The organism is Phycisphaerales bacterium AB-hyl4 (genome assembly GCA_041821185.1).
GTDB classification, from domain to species: Bacteria; Planctomycetota; Phycisphaerae; order Phycisphaerales; family Phycisphaeraceae; genus Natronomicrosphaera; species Natronomicrosphaera hydrolytica.
In genome coordinates, this window is the sequence record JBGUBD010000010.1 from 44,811 (window position 1) to 67,155 (window position 22,345).

Sequence of the window (22,345 nt, forward strand, 5' to 3'; positions counted from 1 at the left end):
ATGATGGGCGGCGGGTGGAAACTGGGTTTATACTGGCGTCACCGTTATGCGATGCCCTTACTGTGGTGAAAACGACGACAAGGTGATCGACTCCCGCGCGGCCGAGGAGGGGCGGGCGATCCGTCGGCGTCGGCGCTGCCTCAAGTGCGAAAAGCGGTTCACCACGTACGAACATATCGAAGCGCTGCGGCGGATGTGGGTGATCAAAAAGGACGGCACGCGTGTGCCTTACGATCGGCAGAAGCTGCTCGTGGGCCTCGAACGGGCCTGCTACAAACGGCCCGTGCCGGTCGAGCAGCTCACGCAAGCTGTCGACGATGTGGAGGAGGAGCTGTTCCGCCGACGCGAGTCGGAGGTGGACGCGGTGGACATCGGCCACATGCTGGCCGAGCGGCTGAAGAAGATCGACCAGGTCGCGTACGTGCGTTTCGCCAGTGTTTACAAGCAGTTCCGCGACCTCGAAGACCTGATCGACGAAGTCCGCGAGGTGATCGAGTCTTCCGACCCCGGGCAGCCGCCGAACCAGGGCAAGCTGTTCTGAATCATGTCTGACGAGTCGGCAAGAATTGGCAATCCGCATTCTCGGGCCTTTTTACCAATTACTCTGTCAAGTCTTAGAAAAAACACTCGCATTTCGGCGGGCGAGGTGTTAGCTTGAAAGGCGTTGGCCATTGTGATCTCGGATCGACACGCGTTCTGCATCGTCGGCCGACCACGCGCGTCGCGGGTCGGCCAAAACTCATGTCACCCGCTGCCAAGGAGTCGTCCCTATGCCCACTGCCCGAGAAGTGCTGAAAAACAAAGGCTCGCACGTGTTCAGCATCGGCCCGCAGGCGACCGCGCACGAGGCCGCGCTGCTGATGAACGAACACAAGATCGGCTGCCTCGTCGTGCTCGACGGCGGCTGTATTGTCGGCATCTTCACGGAACGCGACATGCTCCGCCGTGTCGTTGCGCGTCGGCTGGACCCGGCCGACGCATTGGTCGGCGATGTGATGACGCGCGAAGTGGTCTGCTGTCAGCCGGACGCGACCCTCGACGACGCGCGAAGCGTCATCATGCATCGACGCATCCGGCATTTGCCTGTCGTCGACGATCGCGGACGGCTGAATGGCCTGATCTCCATCGGCGACCTCAACGCCTGGCAGATCACCGGACAGGAAATCGAAATCCAGTATCTGCACGAATACATCCACGGCCGGGTGTGATCGCACGCACCACACCGCCGACCGCTGGAAGAGCAGGGGCAGCGAAGCCCACGGATTCAATCCGTGGGCTTCATGCTTTTGGACGATCAACTATTTCTTCAACGATTCCACCCATTGCCAGAACGCCTCCGCGCTCGGCTGCGGCAGGAAAACCACGTCATACTGAAAGTCCGGCAGCGGCGCGTCCAACGGCCGAAGGCGCGGCACGGTCCGGATTCGCGAATGGGCTGTGATGAGGTAGGGATATAGCTGCCGCGCCCGCATCTGCTCGAACAACGTCGCTGCGGAGCCCTCGGCCCGCCGCAGCCAGGCATCGGTGATCTCCACCTGCACCACCACGCCGCCGGGCGAGCGCAGCAGTTGATCGAAGCCTTGCAACACGCGCTGCTCCAGCCCTTCCACATCCACCTTCAGGTACGTCGGCCGATCGCTTGGCTCGATCAGCGTGTCGCCGCGCACGACCGGCACGCGATGCTCCGTCGCCGCCGTGCCGACTCTCAGCAGGGACGCTCCGCCGATGTTCGAGCCGCGCTGATACAGCGATGCCTCGCCGGCCTGGTCGGACACGGCCACGTCGTGGACGGTCACATTCGCAAATCGGTTGAGCGCGATGTTGCGTTCGAGCAGCTCGCGCGACTCGGGGTTGGGCTCGATGCAGATCACCTCATTGACCAGCGGCGCGGCGAGCGTGGTGTACTTGCCCACGTTTGCCCCGACATCGACAAACCGCCACCGGGGTGCGACCACCTGGCGGACGAAGCGGGTGAGGATGACCTCGTATTCGCCGGTGAAATAGACCCAGCGGTCGGCGGCGTGGCGGAGATCGCAGTAGATTCGCGTGCCGCCGCGCATGCGTGACGGCCGAACGCCGAACCGCTCCCATGTCAGGTCATGGCCCGGCCGAGGGTTGAACCGGTGGAACAGATACCACTTGCCGCGGTCCAGCAGCGGATTTCGCAGAAACGGACGCAGGCCGTAGAGCAACGCATACTGGGCCAGTGGACTGGTGAGCCTCATCCGGACCTCCGTCATGTCGCCCACGCAGCGTCGCAGCCCGCAGGCGGACGCACGGCCGGATCTTAGCGCGCCGACCGCATGGGCAAGTAGCAATCGATGGCGAGATGTTGTTCTTCTGGCCGAGCCCGGCACGCTGATGTTGCTGACGGCGGGCGGGGAAACGGCTGAGCGTAGGGCAGGGCTTGCCCTGCCACCGTCCTCGTCGCTGCTGCGGCTGGGCAAGCCCTGCCCTGCGGGGGACAACTGCCTCTCAGTTTGACCGGGGCAGAGGCGAGGCCGGGCGAACAAGATGCGCCCCACCCCTTGCTGCTGCCCGGCGGTGGTCGTAAGCTACCGGTGATGCGTCCGCGGTCGCGTGGCGCTTGTTTTTCTGGTGATGCGCATTCGATGCTCAGATGCTTTAGGGAGGCCTGCATGTCCGAAGGTAAATCGACAACCGGTGGTGGCGCGGTGGAGTCCGTTCAACAGGAGACGCGGAAGTTTCCGCCGCCGGCAGGCTTTGCCAGCGGAGCGCACATCAACTCGATGGAACAGTACGAGCAGATGCACCGCGAATCGCTGGAAGACCCGGACAAGTTCTGGGGCGAAAAGGCAGCGGAACTGCACTGGTTCAAGAAGTGGTCGCGCGTGCTGGAGTGGAACCTGCCGGACGCGAAATGGTTCATCGGCGGCAAGCTCAACGCCTGCTACAACTGCGTTGACCGCCAGGTCGACGCCGGCCAGGGCGACAAGACCGCGATCGTCTGGGAAGGCGAGCCGATCGAAAATGGTCAGCCGGAGGTTCGCAACCTCACCTACAACGATCTGAAGCGCGAGACGAGCAAGTTCGCCAACGTGCTCAAGTCGCTTGGCGTGAAAAAGGGCGATCGCGTCACCCTGTACATGCCCATGGTGCCGGAACTGGCGATTGCCATGCTCGCGTGCGCCCGCGTCGGTGCAGCGCACTCGATCATCTTCGGCGGGTTCAGCGCCTCGGCCATCAAGGACCGCGTTGAGGACGCGCACAGCAAGGTCATCATCACCGCCGACGGCGGCTGGCGTCGCGGCAAGATCGTGCCCCTGAAGCAGAACGTCGACGATGCGCTTGAAATGACCGACGTGGTCGAAAACGTCGTCACGCTCAAGCGAACCGACAACGAAGTCGCCATGAAGGCCGGCCGAGACCAGTGGTGGCATGAACTGATGGACGGCGCGAGCGACGACTGCCCCTGTGAAGAAATGGACAGCGAAGACCTGCTGTTCATCCTTTACACCTCGGGCACGACGGGTAAGCCTAAGGGCATCATGCACACCACCGGCGGGTACATGGTCTACACGTATCTGACGAGCAAGTACGTGTTCGACCTGCATCCGGAAAATGAAGATGAGCTGTACTGGTGCACCGCGGACATTGGTTGGATCACCGGGCACAGCTACATCATCTACGGCATCCTGCCCAACGCCGTGCCGACGCTGATGTACGAAGGCGGGCCGAACTTCCCTGCGGAAGACCGCTTCTGGGACATCGTCGAACGGCATAAGGTGACGAAGTTTTACACGGCTCCGACAGCGATTCGCGCGTTTATGAAATGGGGCGAAGAGCATGTGAAGAAGCACGACCTGTCGAGCCTGCAACTGCTGGGCACGGTGGGCGAGCCAATCAACCCCGAAGCGTGGATGTGGTATCACCGCATGATCGGCAGCGAGCGCTGCCCGATTGTCGATACCTGGTGGCAGACGGAAACGGGCGGTCACATGCTTACGCCGCTGCCGGGCGCGACGACGGCGGTGCCGGGGTCGGCGACGCGGCCGTTCTTCGGCGCGGACGTGGCAGTGGTGGAGAAAGATGGCACGGAAGTGGGCCCGAACGAAAGCGGGCTGCTGGTGATCCGCAAGCCCTGGCCGAGCATGTTGCGGGGGATCTACGGCGATCGGCAGCGGTTTATCGACACGTACTGGTCGGAAATCGAAGGCTTCTACTTCGCGGGCGACGGCGCGCGGAAAGATGGCGATGGCAACATCTGGGTGACCGGCCGAGTGGACGACGTGATCAACGTCTCCGGCCATCGGCTCGGGACGGCCGAGGTCGAGTCGGCGCTCGTGTCTCACCCCTCGGTCGCGGAGGCGGCGGTGGTGGGCATCCCGCACGAGATCAAGGGCACGGGCATCGCTGCGTTCGTGACGCTCAAGGGCGGGCAGGAGCCCACCGACGCGTTGAAGAAGGAGCTGATTGCCCACGTAGGCAAAGAGATCGGCGCGATCGCCAAGCCCGACCAGCTGCGCTTCGCCGAGGGCGTGCCGAAGACCCGCAGCGGCAAGATCATGCGACGTCTGCTGCGCGAGTTGGCGACCAGCGGCGAAGTGAAGGGCGACACGACCACGCTTGAAGACTTTAACGTCATCGCGAAGCTCAAGGGCAAAGACGAAGGGTAAGACGGGGGCGACTCCCCGGAACGCTCGGAGTTGATGGCCACGCGCGTTACAATCGCCTTTCGGAGGCGACATGCGCGGCAAATGTGGCTTCACCCTGATCGAGCTGCTGGTGGTGATCACGATCATTGCCGTGCTCATCGCGATTTTGTTGCCCGTGTTGCAATCCGCGCGCGACGCGGCGATGCGGCTGCAGAACGGCGTGCACCTGCGCACGATCCACCAGGCCATGGTCGTCTTCTCTCAGGACCACGATGGCTGGTACCCCGGCTTCGATGGGCGGCAGTTCACCGACAGTGAAGACATCCCGTCGGTCAATCCGCCGACGCCGCCCGTGCCGCCGCTGCATGGGTCGACGGCCGAGGCGCGATTCGCCCTGCTGGTGGACCGGCATTACTTTGGCACGCCCTACCTGTTGAGCCCGTTCGACGCGCGCGGCCGAGTGTGGGTGCCCAACGGCGACCAGGCGCTTGGCCCGGGCAGTTACTCGTACTCCATTTTGATGATCAACGACACACCCTCGCGCGAGCCGACGGGCAGTGCCGCCCGGCGGGGCGAGTGGCGGCCGGAGATGGGCGGCGAGAGCCCCGTGCTCGCCGATCGGCTGGATGAAGGCAGCGAGATCAACGACCCCGGCACGTGGCAGAGCATCCACACGGCCACCCCCGGCGACTGGCGCGGCCACGTGGTGTGGAACGACAATCACCTGACGTTCGAGACCAGCCCCATCCTCCGCCGAACGCGCTTCGGCGATGCGATCAACGCGAACGACAACCTCTTCATCCGGCAGCAAGGCGGCGGGATGGACGTGGATACGAACGCGAAGATGGTCGTGCAGGGTGCGGACGACCCGCTGCCATGAAGCAGCCTGATCGATGACCGATGACGGGAATTTGCGGTCTGGTGAAAACTTCAGACGGCTGGGGAAAAGGCCGATAACATACTGCGGAATACCCCGGCTATGGTTAGCGGGGATGATCTTATGGCCAAGCTGGAGTTGAGCCGATGGGCAGTTTGACGTCGGGATTGTCGAGCGTGGATCCGAATGTGTGGATGGTGTCGCTGCCGGTGGTGGTGGCGTTGGTGGCGGTGGCGATGCAGCCTGCGGAGTCGACGCTGCGGCGATGGGGTCGGGAGTTGCTGCGCGCCGACGCGATGGCGTGGGGCATGGTGTCGGGACAGATGGCGGAGGACAAGGCGGGTTGGCCGACGTGGCGGTCGGGGCTGCTGTGTGCGGCGACGACGGCGCTGACGATCGCCACGCTGCTGAGCATGGCCCGCTATGCCGGGCTGTTGGGGTGATTTCTTTTTGCTGCGAGGTCGAGCCGAAGCGTGGGCGTCGGCAGGCGTCGGTTTACACCGCGGCCTTGGCTTCGTGATCGACGATGAGCTGGTAGGCCTGTTCGCCCGTCTCGGCCGCCTTCAGGGCGCTGCGGAACGCGTCGTCGGTGAGCATTCGGCTGATGCGCGCCAGCGCCTGGATGTGCGGGCCTGTCTGGTCCTGCGGCGAAACGAGCAACAAGATCAGATCGACCGGCTTGCCGTCGATGGCTTTGAACTCCAGCGGCTCGGCGGTTCGGGCGATGGCCATGCAGAGCTCGCCCACGCCGGCGCTCTTGCCGTGCGGAATGGCGATCCCGTGCCCGATGCCGGTGGTGCGCGTGGTCTCGCGCTGCCAGACCGCGTTCTTCAACTCGTCGGCATCGGAAATGCCGCGCGTCTCGGCCAGCAGATCGACGAGCGCATTGATCGCCGCCTGCTTGTTCGCCGCCACCAGCGGCACCTTCACGCAATCGGGATGGAGAATGTCGGTCAATCGCATCAGCAGGCCACCTGTTCGGCGGAGGCGGACGTGTCGCCGCACGCCCCGGTAAGAATCTCGCAGAATACCCGTGCACGCTCGGGGATGCAACGCATAGACACCCACAACGGCGTCAAGGGCGTCAACGCCCGCCGGGGCTATCTCTATTATCGGTCATCGCGACATAAACTTGAAATCATTCGCATTAAAGACCACACTGATCACCATGCTCACCTTCTATGGCTACGCCCGCTGCTCCACCTGCCGCAACGCCCGCAAATGGCTCGATGACCACAATCAGCCACACACCTTCATCGACATCACCGAAACACCGCCCCCCAAAGAGCTGCTCCTACGCATCGCTCGAAGCGGTGCCTACCAGTTGCGCCACCTCTTCAACACCTCCGGCCAGGTCTACCGCGAACTGAACGTCAAGTCCCGCCTGCCCGACATGAGCGAAGACCAGGCCATCGACCTGCTCGCCAGCCATGGCAAGCTCATCAAGCGCCCCATCGTCGTCAACGCAGCAGGCGACCGTTTCACCGTCGGCTACAAGGCCGACGTCTTCGAACGCGTCTGGTCGTAGCTGCTCGCACCGCAGGCCTCGGCACGACCGGCCGAACGCGCGGGCCGAACGCGCGGGCCAAGGCCCGCGGCTAAATGAGTGAGGCGTCGAAGCCGGGTTGTCGTGCTAAGCTTGGCCGGCTGTTCCGTCGATGATCTTCAAGCACGCGCCTATGTCGCCGAGTAATATCATCGTCGCATTCAAGGCCACCGCGGAGACGCGCCCACCGCTATGACCATCTTCGAAGCCATCCTGCTGGGCATCGTCCAGGGCGTGTTCATGTTCTTCCCGGTCAGCTCCACCAGCCACCTCGTGCTGATGCAGCACTGGCTGATCAGCAGCGGCTCGACCATGCCCTCGCCCGACAGCGAAGAGATGATCCTCTTCGACCTGGTCGTGCACGTGGGCACGCTGGTATCGATCGTGGTGGTATTTCGCAAAAGCCTTCGCCGATTCCTTGATGATCTCCGCGACGACCTGCAAGCCTGGGTCCGCGGGGAAGCGAGCCTGAACGACGCGCTGCACCTGCGACTCGCCCTGCTGGGCCTGGTCGCCGTCTTCGTCACCGGCACGGTGGGCCTGGCGTGCAAGCCGATCTTCGAAGTCGTGTTCGGCCACCCGCTCGCCATCGCCGGCACGCTCACGATCACCGGCGTGCTGCTCTACTTCACCGACAGCGTCGGCCCCCGCCCGCGCGGGCTCCGGCAGCTGACGCTCTACGTCGCCATCGCCATCGGCCTCGCGCAGGCGTTCGCCCTCGTGCCCGGCTTCTCGCGGTCGGGCCTGACGATCGCCATTGCCCTGTACATCGGCCTGAAGCGGCGCTGGGCCGCCGAGTTCAGCTTCTTCATCGCCATCCCCACCATCCTCGCCGCCACGCTTGTCCAGGCCATGCAGGTCTGGCGCTCCGACACACCGCTGGAGATCGGCTTCGCCCCGCTGTTCACCGGCTTCGTCGTCGCCGCCCTGGTCGGCATCGGAGCGCTGTACCTCGTGCTCACGCTGCTCTACCGGGCCCGGTTTCGCTACTTCGCCTACTACGTCTGGTGCCTCGCCGCGATGGTCGCCCTGTTCGGCATCCGCGAATTGCTCGCCTGACCCATCTGCCCCCCTGCCACGGCCGACTTGCCCCAAATCTGACTGATTTGGACTGATTCTAAAATGCCGGCTTGAAATCGTACCGACTTTGCCCTATTTTTGTTTGACGGGAAGCCACCCTTACAGAGGACGGTTGCCGTGGCCAGATTCGGGCTTAGTCGCAAGGCGGAGTACGCTGTGATTGCCCTCGCTCGCTTGGCGCAGCAGCGTCGATCAGCCGGGGACGATGTGGCGGACCCGGACGAACGGCTTATGAGTGCTCGAGAGCTGTCAGAGGCGGAAAACCTGCCCCTGCCAGTGCTTAGCGGCCTGCTGAAGCAGTTGCAGCGGGCCAATCTGGTCGTGTCCAGACGGGGTGTGCACGGCGGGTACCACCTGCCGACCGACCCGGAACGCATTCGCCTGGCGAGCGTGATCCGGGCAGTGGAAGACGGCGAGCCGGTGCGGTTGGCCCGATGTTGCGGCCCCGAGGCCCATTCGGACCACGCTCACGAGGCCAAGTCGGGCGAGGCCACCACAGCGATGGAGACCTGTCGGATCGCGTGCACCTGCCCGATCCGCCACGCCATCCAGAACCTCGACCGCCAACTGGCCGACTTCCTCGAATCGCTGACACTGGCGGAGTTGATGACAGACTAGAAGTTTCGAGTTTCAAGTTTTGAGTTTCGAGTTGGTCGGCCGATTGCGTTCAACTCGAAACTCAAAACTTGAAACTTGAAACTTCGCGAAGCGAACGCGGAGCGAATATGACCACTACCGAACAGATCGCAACACTTGCCAAGCGCGAGTACAAGTACGGCTTTGTCACTGACATCGAGCAGGACTCGGCCCCCCCAGGCCTGAATGAAGACATCGTGCGCTTCATCTCCGCCAAGAAAAACGAGCCCGACTGGCTGCTCGAATGGCGCCTCAAAGCCTACCGCCACTGGAAGACCATGAAGGAGCCGAACTGGCCCTTCCTGCCCTATGGCTACGGCCCGGTCAAGTACGACGACCTCATCTACTACTCCGCACCCAAGAAAAAGGGCGACGGCCCCAAGAGCCTCGACGAAGTCGACCCCAAGCTGCTGGAAACCTACGAGAAGCTCGGCATCCCGATCCAGGAGCAGAAAGTGCTCGCCGGCGTCGAGGAAGGCACGCCCGCGGTGGCCGTCGACGCGGTGTTCGACTCCGTCTCCGTCGCCACCACCTTCCAGAAAACGCTCGAAGAGAAAGGCGTGATCTTCTGCCCCATCTCCGAAGCGGTGCACAACCACCCGGAGCTCGTGCAGAAGTACCTCGGCTCGGTCGTGCCTTACTCAGACAACTACTTCGCCACGCTCAACAGCGCGGTGTTCAGCGACGGCAGCTTCGTCTACATCCCCAAGGGCGTCCGCTGCCCGATGGAGCTGAGCACTTACTTCCGCATCAACGCGCAGAACACCGGGCAGTTCGAGCGAACGCTCATCGTGGCCGAGGAAGGCAGCTATGTCAGCTACCTCGAAGGCTGCACCGCGCCGCAGCGCGATGAAAATCAGTTGCACGCCGCTGTGGTCGAGCTGGTCGCCGCGAAAGACGCCAGGATCAAGTATTCGACTATCCAGAACTGGTACCCCGGCGACGAGAACGGCAAGGGCGGTATCTACAACTTCGTCACCAAGCGCGGCGCTTGCCGCGGCGACAACGCCCACATCAGTTGGACGCAGGTCGAGACCGGCTCGGCGATCACCTGGAAATACCCCAGCGTGATTCTCCAGGGCGACAACACCGTGGGCGAGTTCTACTCGGTCGCGCTGACCAACGGCAAGCAGCAGGCCGACACCGGCACGAAGATGATCCACATTGGCAAGAACACCAAGAGCACGATCATCAGCAAGGGCATCTCCGCCGGCACGGGGCACAACACGTACCGCGGGCTGGTGAAGGTGCTCAAGAACGCCGCCAACGCCCGCAGCTTCACGCAATGCGACTCGATGCTCATCGGCGACAAGTGCGGCGCTCACACCTTCCCCTACATCGAGGTGAAGAACCCCACCGCCAACGTCGAGCACGAAGCGACCACGAGCAAGATCGGCGAAGACCAGATGTTCTACTGCCAACAGCGCGGCATGGACGAGGAAGAAGCCGTGTCGCTGATTGTCAACGGATTCTGCAAGGAAGTGTTCCGCGAGCTGCCCATGGAGTTCGCCGTCGAGGCGGGCAAGCTGCTGGCGATCAGCCTCGAAGGCAGCGTCGGCTAAGCTCGCGGCAGAGGCACACCGCGACCCTCGGAAGAGGGCCGCGGCCAGAGCGAGGGTTCACCTGCCGAAGGTCTCCAACCCCCTCGCTCGGCCTCTCCCCCTGCGGCGGGGGAGAGGAGATTCCCGCCAAGGAGGGTGGGAAAGTAGAAGAAGAAGCTTAATACCCGCATCGGCCAGAACCGCCGACCGCGTTGAAGAAATACGGATCAACCAACCCGAATCACTCCTACGAGGCGTTAGACCACCATGCCCGAACCGATTCTCGAAATCAAAAACCTGCACGCCAACATCGAAGATCAGCCCATCCTCAAGGGACTCGATCTGACCATCAACGCCGGCGAAGTGCACTCGATCATGGGGCCCAACGGCTCAGGCAAGAGCACGCTCGCCCAGGTGCTCGCCGGCCACGAAGCCTTCGAAGTCACCGAAGGCGAAGTCCGCTTCCATGGCGAAGACATCCTCGAAATGGAAGCCGACGAACGCGCCCGCGCCGGCCTGTTCCTCGCCTTCCAGTACCCGGTCGAGATCCCCGGCGTGAGCACCATGCAGTTCCTCAAAGCCGCCCTCAATGCCCACCGCAAAGAACGCGGCCAGGACGAAATCGGCGCTGTCGAGTTCATGCAACTCGTCAAAACCAAGGCCAAGCTCGTCGAACTCAACCAGGAACTGCTCAAGCGACCCGTCAATGAAGGGTTCTCCGGCGGCGAGAAGAAGCGACACGAAATCTTCCAGCTCGCCCTGCTCGAACCCAGCCTCGCCATCCTCGACGAAACCGACTCGGGGCTGGATATCGACGCTCTGCGCATCGTGGCAGAGGGCGTAAACCAGCTGCGTAAGGAAGGCCGATCGTTCCTCGTCATCACGCATTATCAACGGCTGCTGAACTACATCGTGCCCGACGTGGTGCATGTGCTTGTCAACGGCCGCATCGTCAAGACCGGCGGACGTGAGCTGGCGCTCGAACTCGAAAAGTCCGGCTACGCGGAGCTCGGCGTCGACGAAGAAGCCGAGCAACCCGCCGCCGCACGCTGATGCAGTTGTATCACCAATAGCCCCACGCGGAAGCGTGGGGTTGGCCACGATGAGGTGTGGCCAACTATTGCTCGAACTCAACCCCGCCCTTCCGGGCAGGGCTATTGCCCCAGCCTTTATTCAACGCGAACTTGTCGACCATGCCCACCACCGCCCCCACCGAAGCCATCGCCCACTACGAATCGCTCGCGAAGCAACGCCTCGACCACGGCCCGGCGTGGCTGCGCCCCATCCGCGAGCAGGCCATCGCCCGCCTGGCCGACCTCGGCCTGCCGACGCGCAAGCATGAAGAGTGGCGGTACACCGACCCCGCTCGTCTCACGCAGACGAACTTCACGCTGCCGTCCGATCGCGCGACGGTCACTGCCGAGCAGGTCGCCCGCTTCGCCATCCCCGACCTCGACGCGCATACGCTGGTGTTCGTCAACGGCCGATACGTCGCCGAGCTGAGCCACATCGGCAAGCTGCCCGAGGGCGTGACCGTACTCCCGCTCAACGACGCGCTGGACAAGCATCGCGACCGCATCGAACCGCACTTCGCCGAGGAAGGCGAACCGTCGTCCAAGGCCTTCACCGCGCTCAACGCGGCGCTGTGCGACGATGGTGTGTTCGTGCACATTGCTGAGAACAAGCAGCTCGACAAGCCCGTGTTGCTATTGAACATCATGGCCGGCACGGACGAGCCGACGATCACCAACCCGCGTACGTTTTTCCTCGGCGACGCGAACGCGGAGGGCACGATCGTCGAGCGTTACGTTTCGCTGGATGACAGCGTCTACTTCACCAACGCGGTGGCGCACGTTGAAGCCGGGCAAGGCGCGCATCTGAGCCACTACCTCATCGAAGAGGAAAGCCCGAAGGCGTTCCAGCTTTCCACCCTGCTCACCGAACAGTCGCGCGACAGCAACGTCGACTCGCACACCATGCTCTTCGGCGGCGAACTGGTGCGAAACAACTGCAACCCGCGCCTCAACGGCGAAGGCGGCGACTGCCTGGTCAACGGCCTGTACATGCCCACCGACCATCAGCACATGGACAACCACATGCGCGTCGAGCACAACGCGGCGCACTGCGACAGCCGACAGTTTTACAAGGGTGTGCTCAACGGCCACGGCCGATCCGTCTTCAGCGGCCGCATCCGCGTGGAGATTGACGCTCAAAAGACCGACGCCAAACAGACCAACGCCAACCTGCTGCTCAGCGACGACGCGGACGCGACGACGAAGCCGCAGCTTGAGATTTACGCCGACGACGTGAAGTGCACCCACGGCGCGACGATCGGCCAGATTCAGGACGAAGCGATTTTCTACCTCATGGCCCGCGGCGTTGACCGCACGTCTGCCCGCGCGATGCTGGTCTACGCCTTCGCCGCCGAGAGCCTCGAACGCATGCAACTCGAACCGGTGCGCAACATGCTCGGCAAGATGATCCTCCACCGACTCCCGCAGGGCGACATGCTCGAACACCTGCTCGAGTATTGACCTCCCTCAAGTCAGTCCACCTTAAGGTGCACTGCCTGCCTATGATTGAGAATGCATCAATGCCTGATCCCGCTCCCAATCGTTCCCAGTTGAGCATCGGCCACACCGAGCGAGCCGCACAGGACACAACCGACCCCCGCGCCCGACGGGAAGCCGAAATGGCGGAACAAGAGAAAAAACTCGACGAGGCGGCGAACGCACCTTCAAGCAGCGGCGGCGAAAAGTCGCTCGAAGATCGCATCATCGCGGTGCTCAAGCAGATCTACGACCCTGAGATCCCTGTGAGCGTTTACGACCTTGGCCTGATCTACAACATCGAGATCGACGAAGAGAAAAACGTCACCACCACGATGACGCTCACCACGCCCGCCTGCCCGGTTGCGCAGGAGTTGCCCGAACAGGTTCGCGCTGCTGTGGGTCGCGTCCGCGAGGTCAAGGAATCGCATGTCGAGTTGACCTTCGATCCGCCGTGGTCGCAGGACAACCTCTCGGAAGAAGCGAAGCTCGAACTTGGGTTGATGTAAAAACCAGATTTGATCTGATCTGACTTCGAAGCCCACACCGTCACGGTGCGGGCTTCTGTTTGCGCTCATGCGTCCGTGCCCACCGGCTCGCGTCGGAACGTCACGCGCGGCAACGTCGCTTTCTTGCGTGTTTCTTCGGTGGTTGCTTTGCACAACACCCAGTGCTCCGGCTCGACTTCGTGCAGCTTCGCGTCCGCCCCGCCGTAGTGTTCGCCGGGCGACACTTCCACCTGATGCGGCGCGACGTCGTAGCCTGGCGGAAAATCGTCCGGCGCGGTCGCGCCGTCCCTCACCGTCGGCAGGCGGTCGGCATGTCGGCCCAACACGGGCATCGACTTGAGCAGTTCGTTCGTGTACGGATGCAGCGGCCGTTGGAAGATGCTCATCACCGAACCATACTCAAGCACACGGCCGGAGTACATCACCGCGACTGAGTCCGCGTTTTCCGCAACCACACCAAGGTCGTGCGTGATCAACAGCACGGACATGTCTTTCGTGTTCTGAAGGTGGCGAAGCAGTTCGAGTATCTGTGCTTGAATGGTCACGTCCAACGCGGTGGTCGGCTCGTCGGCGAGCAACAGCCGCGGTTGGCAGGCGAGCGCCATGGCGATCATGACACGTTGCCGCATCCCGCCGGACAGTTGATGCGGGTACTCGCGCAGACGAGCGGTCGGGTCCGCGATGCCCACATCGCTGAGCGCCCGCGTCGCGATGCTCACCGCCTGCTCCCGGCCGACGGCCTGGTGGAGGAGGATGGCTTCGAGAATCTGGTCGCCGATGGTGTAGACCGGGTTGAGGCTGGTCATCGGCTCCTGGAAGATCATCGCGATGTCCTTGCCGCGAATTTTGCGCATCTGCCGATCGCTGAGTTTGAGCAGGTCGGTGGCATCCGAGGCTTCGCTTTGCTCAGCCGTCGGCCTGGCTTGCCAGAGGATCTGCCCGCGTTCGTATCGGCCGGGCGGGATGGGAATCAGTTGCAGCACGCTCATCGCGCTGACTGACTTGCCCGACCCCGACTCGCCCACCACGGCCAGCGTCTGTCGCGGATAGACGGACAGGTTCACGCCGTCGACCGCCATGAATCGCGCAGATCGGCCGGCGGGGAAGCTTACGGAAAGGTCTCGAATCTCAAGAATCGGCTGTGCTTGCGTTTCGCTCATGGCTTCTTTCCGTTTACCGTCGTCGAACAGAACAATCTCGCGGGAGCGCGTCGCAAGCGACGCGGCTAAATGGGAGTCACGTATTGCGGCTTTGTGTCTTCGGGTCGATCGCGTCGCGCAGCGCCTCGCCGATGAGGATGTAGGCGAACACGGTGAGGAAGATCGCCAGCCCCGGCGTGACCGCGATCCACCAGTTGAACGCGCCGCCACGCAGCGCCTGCTCCAGCAGCAGGCCCCAGCTTGATTCCGTGTCGAGCCCGATGCCCAGGAAGCTCAACGTCGCTTCGAAGCCGATCGCGCTCGCCACGCCGAAGCTCGCCGCGACGAGCATCGGTGCAATGCCATTGGGCAACAGGTGGCGAAACAGCACGGACCACAACGGCAGGCCCAGCGCCTGCGCTGCCTGGATAAACTCCTGTTGACGCAGGCGGAGGAACTCGGCGCGGATGAATACCGCATAGCCCACCCAACTCGTCAAGCCGATGATGATCATGATGATGTAAAGGTTCGCACCAAACGCAGCGACAAACGCGAGCAAGAGGAACAGCGTGGGGATGGCGCTGAACATTTCGACGAGGCGCATGCCCAGCAGATCGACCACACCGGAGAAGTAGCCCATCAGTCCGCCGATGAGCAGGCCGATGACGATCGCGATGCCGGTGGAGATGAAGCCCACCGACAAGGCGATCCGCGTGCCGTGGATCATGTTCGCGGCGAGGTCCGCACCGAAGGCGGTCGTGCCGAGGATGTGTCGGCGTTGTCCGAGTTCCGCGTCGGCCATCGCTTCAATCTGCTGGCGCGGCCGAGTCAGGCGGGCCGGCAGTGCGCCGTCTGTCTCATCGAGATATTGCTGGAACATCGCCTCGGCGAACTCGACCGCCATCGCGACACGTGCTTCGCCTTCCGCTTCGTTCAACGCTCGGCGGCCCGCGGCGTCGGTCACATCGTTCAGCGTCAGGTCCGTCGCACGCTCGGCGAGGCGGAGGATGCGGTCCGACACCGTCTGGGCCATCGGGTGCATGCCCGGCCGTTGGAAGCGCATGTTCACCACGCTGTCCGGCATCGTGTCGTCAGGCGAGTAGGGAATCGGCGTGTACCACGCCCACTCGATCTCACCCGCACGCTCCGCCTCACGATACTGCTCCAACACGGGCAACCGCGGCGGCGTCACCGGCGCGTGCACCAGCCAGCCGCCGATCAACAGCCCCGCCGCGAGCATCGTCACGCCCATCACTCGGCCGGACGGCGCCGGCACATCCGCGCCGCGCACCACTGCCAACACCGACACCACCGCCCCGACAATTGCCAGCACCCCCAACACCAACCCGACAAGCCACACCCACACCCCGCCCACGTCCACCAGCCACACCCACGCCCCCACCGCCAGCAGCACCCCCGCCGCCGTCGGCCAGAACACCCACGCCTTCGCCGATCGGCTGGCCGACTGCATCACCACCACCGCCGACGTCGCCACCGTCAACGCCAGCATCATCACCAGCCCCACCCACAACAACACCCACCACACGAACGGCCCGACCGGCGCTCGCGGCGGCACGCCGGCCGTCCGCTCCAAGCCCTCAACCCAGTCTTGCCAATCCTGCAGCCAGGCCGTGTGCCCATCGGTCACAAACGGCCAGAGATGCCGCTGCCACAACCCCAGCACGACCACCAGCCCGCTGAACGCCAGCACCGTCGCCAGCTTCCGCCCGCCACTCACCCCGCCGCGCCAGCCGACCACGACCAGCACGCCCAGCAGCAGGATCGGCAGCAGCACGTCCGGCTCCGTCAGATGCCGCAGCAGCGGGCTCGACCACGTGCCTGCTTCATACCGCACCATCGTCGACAACGGCTCGCCACCCGTGTCCGCCGTCTTCATCAGGATGGGATGACTGCTGGCAAAGAACGGCGCGAACACCGCGCAGATCGTCAGCACCGCCACCCACACCAACCCGACGCGGGCGCTCCAGTACAGCACCAGCTCACCGAGCACGCGCTGCAACATGCTGCGCTGCGCATCGGTCGCCTGCCGTTTGAGCGTCGGCGGCTGCGAGGGCGGTTCAGGTTGTCCGGTCTCAAGCTGCGTCATGTTCGTTTCAGATTTACGCCAAGACGCCAAGTCGCCAAGTCGCCAAGGGAAAAAGGTTCACCACAGTGACACCGAGGCACAGAAAGGAAAGAAAACAATGTTTCTTCCTTTACCGGCGTTCGTTGTATCTCTGTGCCTTGGTGGTTCATTCTGACTTTCTCTTCTTGGCGTCTCTGCGCCTTGGCGTCTTGGCGTTAAAACTCATTCACATCAACACAATCATTCATAACTCACGCGCGGGTCGGCGATCGCATAGCAGATATCGCGGATCAATTCCGCTGTCAGCGCAATCAGCCCCCCCACCAGCGTCACCGCCAACACCACCTCGCGGTCGCGAGCGAGCACTGCGTCCACCGCGAGTCGGCCCATTCCGGGAATCGAGAAAATCTTTTCAATCACCACCGACCCGCTCAACAGCGCCGGCAGAATGCTCGCCGCCACCGTGATCAACGCCAGCAGACTATTGCGGAACACGTGGCGGAACAGCACGTCGCGCTCGCTCACGCCCTTCGCCCGCGCGGTGCGGACGTAGTCGGCTCGCAGGTTCTCCAGCAGCGAGCCGCGCGTCAGCTTCGACAAAAACGCGAAGCCGGCGTAGCTCAAACACACAATCGGCAACACGAGATGCCACAGAATGTCCAGCAGCCAACCACGCTGAAAGCCTGCCTCCGTCCACGTCGGCAGGAACAGGAAGCCGTCCGCACCATGGCTTTGCAGGCCGGAGGTCGGGAACCAGTAGAGGATCTCCTGGTTGGCGAAGATGCCGATGAGCATGACCGCTGCCCAGATGGTGGGCACGGACCACAGCGCCAGCAGCGTAAAGCCCGACCCGATGTCGAACGTCTTGCCCTGGAACTTCGCGGCGAAGATGCCGGTGGTAATACCGATCGCGTAGATCACCGGGATGGTGATGATGTTCAACAGCAAGGTGATCGGCAGCGCCTCGGCGATCATCGTGCCCACCGGCCGTTGGAACTGCATGCTCTCGCCAAGGTCGGGCGCTTTCAGACCCATGTAGCGCGTCTGGTCTTCGCCATCGACTTCGACCGGCCAGGTGATGCCCAGCCGCGGCAGGTCGTCGGCGTCGGCTTCGGTCATCGTGCCCAACGGCGAGATGGCGTTCAGCCACCGCCCGTACTGCACGAGCAGCGGCTGATCGAGGCCGTAGCGCTGCTCGTAGTATTCGCGCAACTGTCGGCCGGCCTCGGTGTCGAGTTGCTGCTGCTCGTCGAGGATGATGCCGCCGATTCCGCCGGGCGCCATGGCCATCACGAGAAAGACGATGAGCGTGATGCCGAACAGCGTCGGCACCATGAGCATCAGTCGTCGAATGATGTATGTGACCATGGACGGTTACTTTCATTTAGCCGCGTCGCTTGCGACGCGCCTTTCGTACATCGGCTGACAGCGCGTCGCAAGCGACGCGGCTAAATGGCGAACAACATCATCGGCGTTGCAACTCCGCGGGCACGTACCACTCCATCGGCGGCGTCAGGCCGATCTGCGTTCGCTTGATGTTGCGAATGCGCTCATCGTAAAACAGCAGGCTCTGGCTGGCGACGAGGAACGTGTAAGGCTGATCCTCATGGAGAATGCGGTGTACCTCATGCCACATCGCCCGCCTTTCGTCCTCGTCGGTCGTCATGCGCGCCTGCTCCATCAGGCGGTCCAGCTCCGGGTTGGAGTAGCTGGTCGCGTTGTCGCCCGGCGGCGGGATCGTGCTGGAGTGAAAGATCTGGAACGGGTCACCTTCAATGCTGCCCGTCCAGCCGAGCGTGATCGCGTCGAAGTCGCGCGTGCTCTTCAGCCGTTCGATGAGCACCTGCCACTCCAGCGGTCGAGCTTCGGCTTCAATGCCCGCTCGGCGGAAGCTGTCGCGTACCGTCATCGCCAGTTGCTGATACGTCTCGCTGCCGGCCGGGTAGTTGAGCGTGAAGCCGAACGGCTCGCCGTTGGGCTTTTGAATCACGCCGTCACCATTGCGATCTTCATAACCCGCTTCGCGAAGCAGCTCGCGCGCCGCGGCGGAATCGTAAGGCCAAGGCTCGATCTCCGGATTCGACTGCGGCGAAAGAATGCTGAACGGCCCGGAAATCACCTGCGCATAACCACGATAAACATCGTCGGCCAACCGCTCGCGATCCAACAGCATCGTCAACGCCCGCCGTACGCGAACGTCGGCGAACGGCGTGTCCTCGCCGCGACGCTGCTGGTTCCAGCCGATGTAGTTGTAGCCGGCGTTCGGCCGAAGGAACTCAAAACGCTGCGAACGCTCGGTGACGCGCTCGTTGTTCCGCAGGCGGTCATATTGCTCGGGCGTCGCGGGGAAGGCGTCGACCTCGCGGTTGAGGAACGCCTGCTCGCGGGCCGAGTCCTGTTCGATCAATCGCCAGATCAGCCGATCGAAGCCGGGCTGTTCGCCCCAGTAACGTTCATTGCGCACCAGTTCGATCGGGACGCCCGGCTGCGGCCGACGCCCTTCCGGGCTCGGCAACCGATACGGGCCCGACCCCATCAGCAACGCCGGGTGTCGGTTGAAATCGCGCGCCGAGAATCGGCTGTAAAAATGCTCGGGCAGAATCTGCATCCCGCCCGCAAAGTCCATCGCCCGGAAGTAAGGCTCGCGGAAGTGGAACGCCACCTCCAGGTCGCTGATCTTCTCCACTTCCTTGATCGGCTCGTAGTACACCCGCAGCCGTGGCGCTTCAACATTCGGATTCATGATCCAGTTGTAGGTGAACACCACGTCGTCGGCAGTCAATGGCTCGCCATCGGAAAAACGCACGCCCTCACGGATGCGGAAGCGGATCGTGATCGCCGCCGGCACATCATCTTCACGCACCACGTCCTCAGCCCGCCGACCTTCTTCAAGCCGACGCTCGACATACTCCGCCTGTGCTTCTTCGTTGCCTTCCAGTTCCGCGAAGCCCGGCTCGGCCCGCACGTCCTCTTCGCTGACCTCGCCGCCAACGCGCTCTTCGACAAACGCCCGCCATTCGTCCGCGTTGTCGATGATCTCCCAGTCCCGCGCGATCAACGGCGTCCACTCCAGCGTGTCCGGATCACGCTCGACCAGCGATTCGAGGACGTAACCCTGAATCATGCTCGCGTACGCGTCGGCGGAGATGATCGGCGTCAGACGGTCCGGCGGCTGGGCGAAGACCTGCATCAGCCGATCGCCATACGCGTAGTCTTCGTTTTGCTTGACCGCCTTGAGCTTCTCGAACGGGTCGACGTCGCCCGCTTCGTACTCGGCGGCCTCGATCGCCGCCTCACCGAAGCCGGCGGTCAGCCGGGCGGCGAGGTCGTCGTCGCCCTCGGCCTGGGTGTCACCATCGCCATCGCCCCGAGTCGGCCGTTCGCCGAGCACGCGGGCCAACTCGCGGGCGATCTCGCTGGGGAGGGCCTGCTGCTGCCGCTCGGCGGTTCGCATGCGGTCGTCCAGCCGGGTGAGGTCGCGCGTCTGGTTGCCCGCGGTTTCATTGAGTCTGGCCAGTCGTTCCTCGATGCGCTGCATCTGGATCATCGCGAGGATGACCGTGACGATGAACGCCACGAGCATGACGCAGAACACGAAATCGCGGAAGCCGAAGCGGTTGTCCATAAAGCCGACACCTTTGCTTGGATCACGTCGAGTCACACGGGTAAACCACATCAGTTAGCCGCGAAGCGCAGCGGAGCGGGTTGCGTGGCCATACACCCGCGCGAAGCGCTCCGCTGCGCTTCGCGGCTAAACCTTGTCACGCGTCACGCGCGTGTGCTGCGGGGGTCGAAGCGTTCGCGGAGGGCGTCGCCGACGAAGTTCAGCCCCATCAGCGTCAGCCCCAGCAGCAGGCAGGGGAACAGTAGCACCCACCACTCCACGTTCGAACTGCCCATCGCCAGCGCGTGCAGCGCCCGCAAGCCGTCCGACGCGAGATTGCCCCAGCTTGGCAGCGGGTCCTGAATGCCGATACCCAGGAAGCTGAGGAACGATTCCTGCAGAATCGCTGCGGGAACCGTCAGAGTACTATAGACGATCATCGGACCGATCAGGTTCGGCAGTAAATGAATTCCCATCAAGCGCATAGGGCCCGCCCCCACCGCCCGCGCCGCCTCGATGAAAGGTTGTCCCCGCAGGCTGAGTACCTGCCCCCGGATGACCCGCGCCATGGTCAGCCAGCTCACTGCCCCGATCGCCAGCATCAGCGTGACCACTCGGCCGAGGCCGGTGGCGATGTCGGCGGCGAACACCAGCCGGGCCGCCGCGACCAGCGTCGGCTGCAACGCCATGTCCACGAGCACGACCAGCAAGATGTAAGGCAGGCCGTAGAGCACATCCACCAGCCGCATCATCGCCGAGTCCACCCGCCCGCCGACGTAGCCCGCCACCGCGCCCCACGCCGTGCCGATCACCATCGCCAGCACCGCAGCGCTCAGCCCCACTCCCAGGCTGATCGCCCCACCGAGCAGGCAACGCCACAGCAGCGGACGCCCCAGCGTGTCCGTACCCATCGGCTCCGCGAAGCTCGGCGGCTGCCGCTGCGCTTCGTCCGTCAACCGTTGAAGATCGTAATATTGCACCGACCACGGCAAGGTCAGAAAGCAAGGCAGCGCGATCGCCGCCAGCAGCACCGCCCCCACCAGCCCCGCCGACAGCCGCGGCCGTCGCAGCCCACGCGCCTTCACCGGCAGTGCATCAGCCACCATCGCCATGGCGGGAGTATAAGAAACAATCCGACATCATGTCATCGAAACACACGGCGGCCGCACAACAAGACGCAAGCCTGTCGGATGACGCCATACTAATACAGCCTCAACCCTTCACATGTTTGAGCACCGCCTGCAAGTCGGACCAGACGCGAGCGCGGTTCTCTTTCGTGTACTGGCGGAGCACGAACGCCGGGTGAAACGTCGGCATCACGGGCACGGGCGGGCTCACGCCTTCGTAGCGATGCCACGTGCCTCGCAGCTTCGTGATGCCCTCCTTCGTATCGAGCACCGCCTTCGCCGCCGGCCCGCCGAGCGTGACGATCGCCTTGGGCTGAATGGTTTCGATCTGCCGACGCAGGTAGTCCCAGCAGGTCGCGACCTCGGCGGGCGTGGGCGTGCGGTTGTTCGGCGGCCGACATTTGACGACGTTCGCAATGAACACCTGCTCGCGCGACAGGCCCATCGCTTCGATCATCTTCGTCAGCAGGGCGCCGGATCGGCCGACGAAGGGGCGGCCCTGCTCGTCCTCGTCCCGGCCGGGGCCTTCGCCGATGAACAGGATGTCCGCGTCGGGGTCGCCTTCGCCGAACACGGTCTGCGTTCGGCCGTGGCAGAGCTCGCATTTCGTGCAGCCGCGCACTTCGTTCTCGTCGAGCGCCTGAAGCAGCCGAACCTTCGTCTTGCGATCCAATGGCTTACTCTCCGTCACCGTCGGCCGAGGCTCGCCCGCCGGCGCTGCTGCGGGGGAACGCGAGGCGGCGGATGTGGGTGCGGGTGTGGGTGAGGGTGTGGGTGCGGGCGGACGTGTCGCCGACGACGTGTCGGCATCGCCCACCGCGTCGACGTCATGGTCGACCACGTGCACCACATCCCCACGCGGCACTGCCTCCGTGCCCAGCAACGCCTCGGTTTTCAGGTGTTGCCGAAGCACACGTTTTCGTCGTTGTGCATTGCTCATGGTTCAGCCGTGGAGCATACCGCCCCCATCGACCGGGTGCACGCACCGCCTGCGCCGACTAAAAAACAAGCCCGTGTCATCGACACAGGCTTGCG

19 protein-coding genes and 1 pseudogene are annotated in these 22,345 nt (G+C 63.6%); 12 read left to right on the forward strand and 8 right to left on the reverse strand.

All coding sequences use genetic code 11. From position 1 onward, the window contains the following. Positions 1-46: 46 nt before the first annotated feature. Together nrdR and ACERK3_14985 are read left to right on the forward strand one after the other, a co-directional pair. Complete coding sequence (gene nrdR, locus ACERK3_14980; protein ID MFA9479591.1) at positions 47-541, forward strand: transcriptional regulator NrdR; 495 nt, start codon at positions 47-49, stop codon at positions 539-541. A gap of 229 nt (positions 542-770) precedes the next feature. Then, positions 771-1,208: a CBS domain-containing protein gene (locus ACERK3_14985; GenBank protein MFA9479592.1), complete on the forward strand. Its 438-nt coding sequence runs from the start codon at positions 771-773 to the stop codon at positions 1,206-1,208. A 90-nt stretch (positions 1,209-1,298) separates the two neighbouring features. Here ACERK3_14985 and ACERK3_14990 read toward each other — a convergent pair whose 3' ends face one another. Next, on the reverse strand, positions 1,299-2,225 hold the full coding sequence (locus ACERK3_14990; GenBank protein MFA9479593.1) for an FkbM family methyltransferase: 927 nt from the start codon (positions 2,223-2,225) through the stop codon (positions 1,299-1,301). 414 nt (positions 2,226-2,639) lie between these two features. Here ACERK3_14990 and acs point away from each other — a divergent pair, with 414 nt between their 5' ends. The 3 genes from acs to ACERK3_15005 all read left to right on the forward strand — a co-directional run bounded on the left by acs (position 2,640) and on the right by ACERK3_15005 (position 5,936). Continuing rightward, entirely contained in the window at positions 2,640-4,637 is a 1,998-nt protein-coding gene (acs, locus tag ACERK3_14995) for an acetate--CoA ligase (GenBank protein MFA9479594.1), read from the forward strand. Between the two features lie 70 nt (positions 4,638-4,707). Next, the gene (locus ACERK3_15000) at positions 4,708-5,496 is read left to right on the forward strand and encodes a type II secretion system protein (GenBank protein MFA9479595.1); all 789 of its coding nucleotides are present in this window, start codon (positions 4,708-4,710) and stop codon (positions 5,494-5,496) included. 143 nt (positions 5,497-5,639) lie between these two features. Beyond that, a complete protein-coding gene (locus ACERK3_15005; protein MFA9479596.1) occupies positions 5,640-5,936 on the forward strand; it encodes a hypothetical protein in 297 nt (98 codons plus the stop codon). A 52-nt stretch (positions 5,937-5,988) separates the two neighbouring features. Here the strand turns inward: ACERK3_15005 and ACERK3_15010 are convergent, their stop codons facing one another. Further along, positions 5,989-6,456, reverse strand: a complete 468-nt coding sequence (locus ACERK3_15010; protein ID MFA9479597.1) for a PTS sugar transporter subunit IIA — start codon at positions 6,454-6,456, stop codon at positions 5,989-5,991. A 169-nt stretch (positions 6,457-6,625) separates the two neighbouring features. Between ACERK3_15010 and ACERK3_15015 the strand changes: the two genes are divergently transcribed. The 7 genes from ACERK3_15015 (at position 6,626) to ACERK3_15045 (ending at position 13,354) form a co-directional block, all read left to right on the forward strand. Continuing rightward, entirely contained in the window at positions 6,626-7,021 is a 396-nt protein-coding gene (locus tag ACERK3_15015; GenBank protein MFA9479598.1) for an arsenate reductase family protein, read from the forward strand. Between the two features lie 210 nt (positions 7,022-7,231). Further along, positions 7,232-8,098 (forward strand): undecaprenyl-diphosphate phosphatase, encoded by an 867-nt coding sequence (locus ACERK3_15020; GenBank protein ID MFA9479599.1) that lies wholly within the window; start codon positions 7,232-7,234, stop codon positions 8,096-8,098. Between the two features lie 138 nt (positions 8,099-8,236). Further along, positions 8,237-8,737 (forward strand): Rrf2 family transcriptional regulator, encoded by a 501-nt coding sequence (locus ACERK3_15025; protein ID MFA9479600.1) that lies wholly within the window; start codon positions 8,237-8,239, stop codon positions 8,735-8,737. A gap of 107 nt (positions 8,738-8,844) precedes the next feature. After that, complete coding sequence (gene sufB / locus ACERK3_15030) at positions 8,845-10,317, forward strand: Fe-S cluster assembly protein SufB (protein ID MFA9479601.1); 1,473 nt, start codon at positions 8,845-8,847, stop codon at positions 10,315-10,317. A gap of 258 nt (positions 10,318-10,575) precedes the next feature. Beyond that, on the forward strand, positions 10,576-11,349 hold the full coding sequence (gene sufC / locus ACERK3_15035; GenBank protein ID MFA9479602.1) for a Fe-S cluster assembly ATPase SufC: 774 nt from the start codon (positions 10,576-10,578) through the stop codon (positions 11,347-11,349). 140 nt (positions 11,350-11,489) lie between these two features. Next, positions 11,490-12,830 carry a Fe-S cluster assembly protein SufD gene (sufD, locus tag ACERK3_15040; GenBank protein MFA9479603.1) on the forward strand — a complete coding sequence of 447 codons (1,341 nt, stop codon included), beginning with the start codon at positions 11,490-11,492 and terminating at the stop codon, positions 12,828-12,830. Positions 12,831-12,889: 59 nt separating this feature from the next. Beyond that, positions 12,890-13,354, forward strand: a complete 465-nt coding sequence (locus ACERK3_15045; protein ID MFA9479604.1) for an iron-sulfur cluster assembly protein — start codon at positions 12,890-12,892, stop codon at positions 13,352-13,354. 65 nt (positions 13,355-13,419) lie between these two features. Here ACERK3_15045 and ACERK3_15050 read toward each other — a convergent pair whose 3' ends face one another. The 6 genes and pseudogenes from ACERK3_15050 to ACERK3_15075 all read right to left on the reverse strand — a co-directional run bounded on the left by ACERK3_15050 (position 13,420) and on the right by ACERK3_15075 (position 22,250). Beyond that, entirely contained in the window at positions 13,420-14,514 is a 1,095-nt protein-coding gene (locus ACERK3_15050) for an ABC transporter ATP-binding protein (GenBank protein ID MFA9479605.1), read from the reverse strand. Between the two features lie 76 nt (positions 14,515-14,590). Continuing rightward, positions 14,591-15,361, reverse strand: a pseudogene (locus tag ACERK3_15055) (ABC transporter permease). A 1,458-nt stretch (positions 15,362-16,819) separates the two neighbouring features. After that, positions 16,820-17,947 carry an ABC transporter permease gene (locus tag ACERK3_15060; protein ID MFA9479606.1) on the reverse strand — a complete coding sequence of 376 codons (1,128 nt, stop codon included), beginning with the start codon at positions 17,945-17,947 and terminating at the stop codon, positions 16,820-16,822. 97 nt (positions 17,948-18,044) lie between these two features. Beyond that, positions 18,045-20,204 (reverse strand): ABC transporter substrate-binding protein, encoded by a 2,160-nt coding sequence (locus ACERK3_15065; GenBank protein ID MFA9479607.1) that lies wholly within the window; start codon positions 20,202-20,204, stop codon positions 18,045-18,047. A gap of 143 nt (positions 20,205-20,347) precedes the next feature. Next, positions 20,348-21,295 (reverse strand): ABC transporter permease, encoded by a 948-nt coding sequence (locus tag ACERK3_15070; protein ID MFA9479608.1) that lies wholly within the window; start codon positions 21,293-21,295, stop codon positions 20,348-20,350. 100 nt (positions 21,296-21,395) lie between these two features. Next, complete coding sequence (locus tag ACERK3_15075) at positions 21,396-22,250, reverse strand: uracil-DNA glycosylase (protein MFA9479609.1); 855 nt, start codon at positions 22,248-22,250, stop codon at positions 21,396-21,398. Between the last annotated feature and the right edge of the window lie 95 nt (positions 22,251-22,345).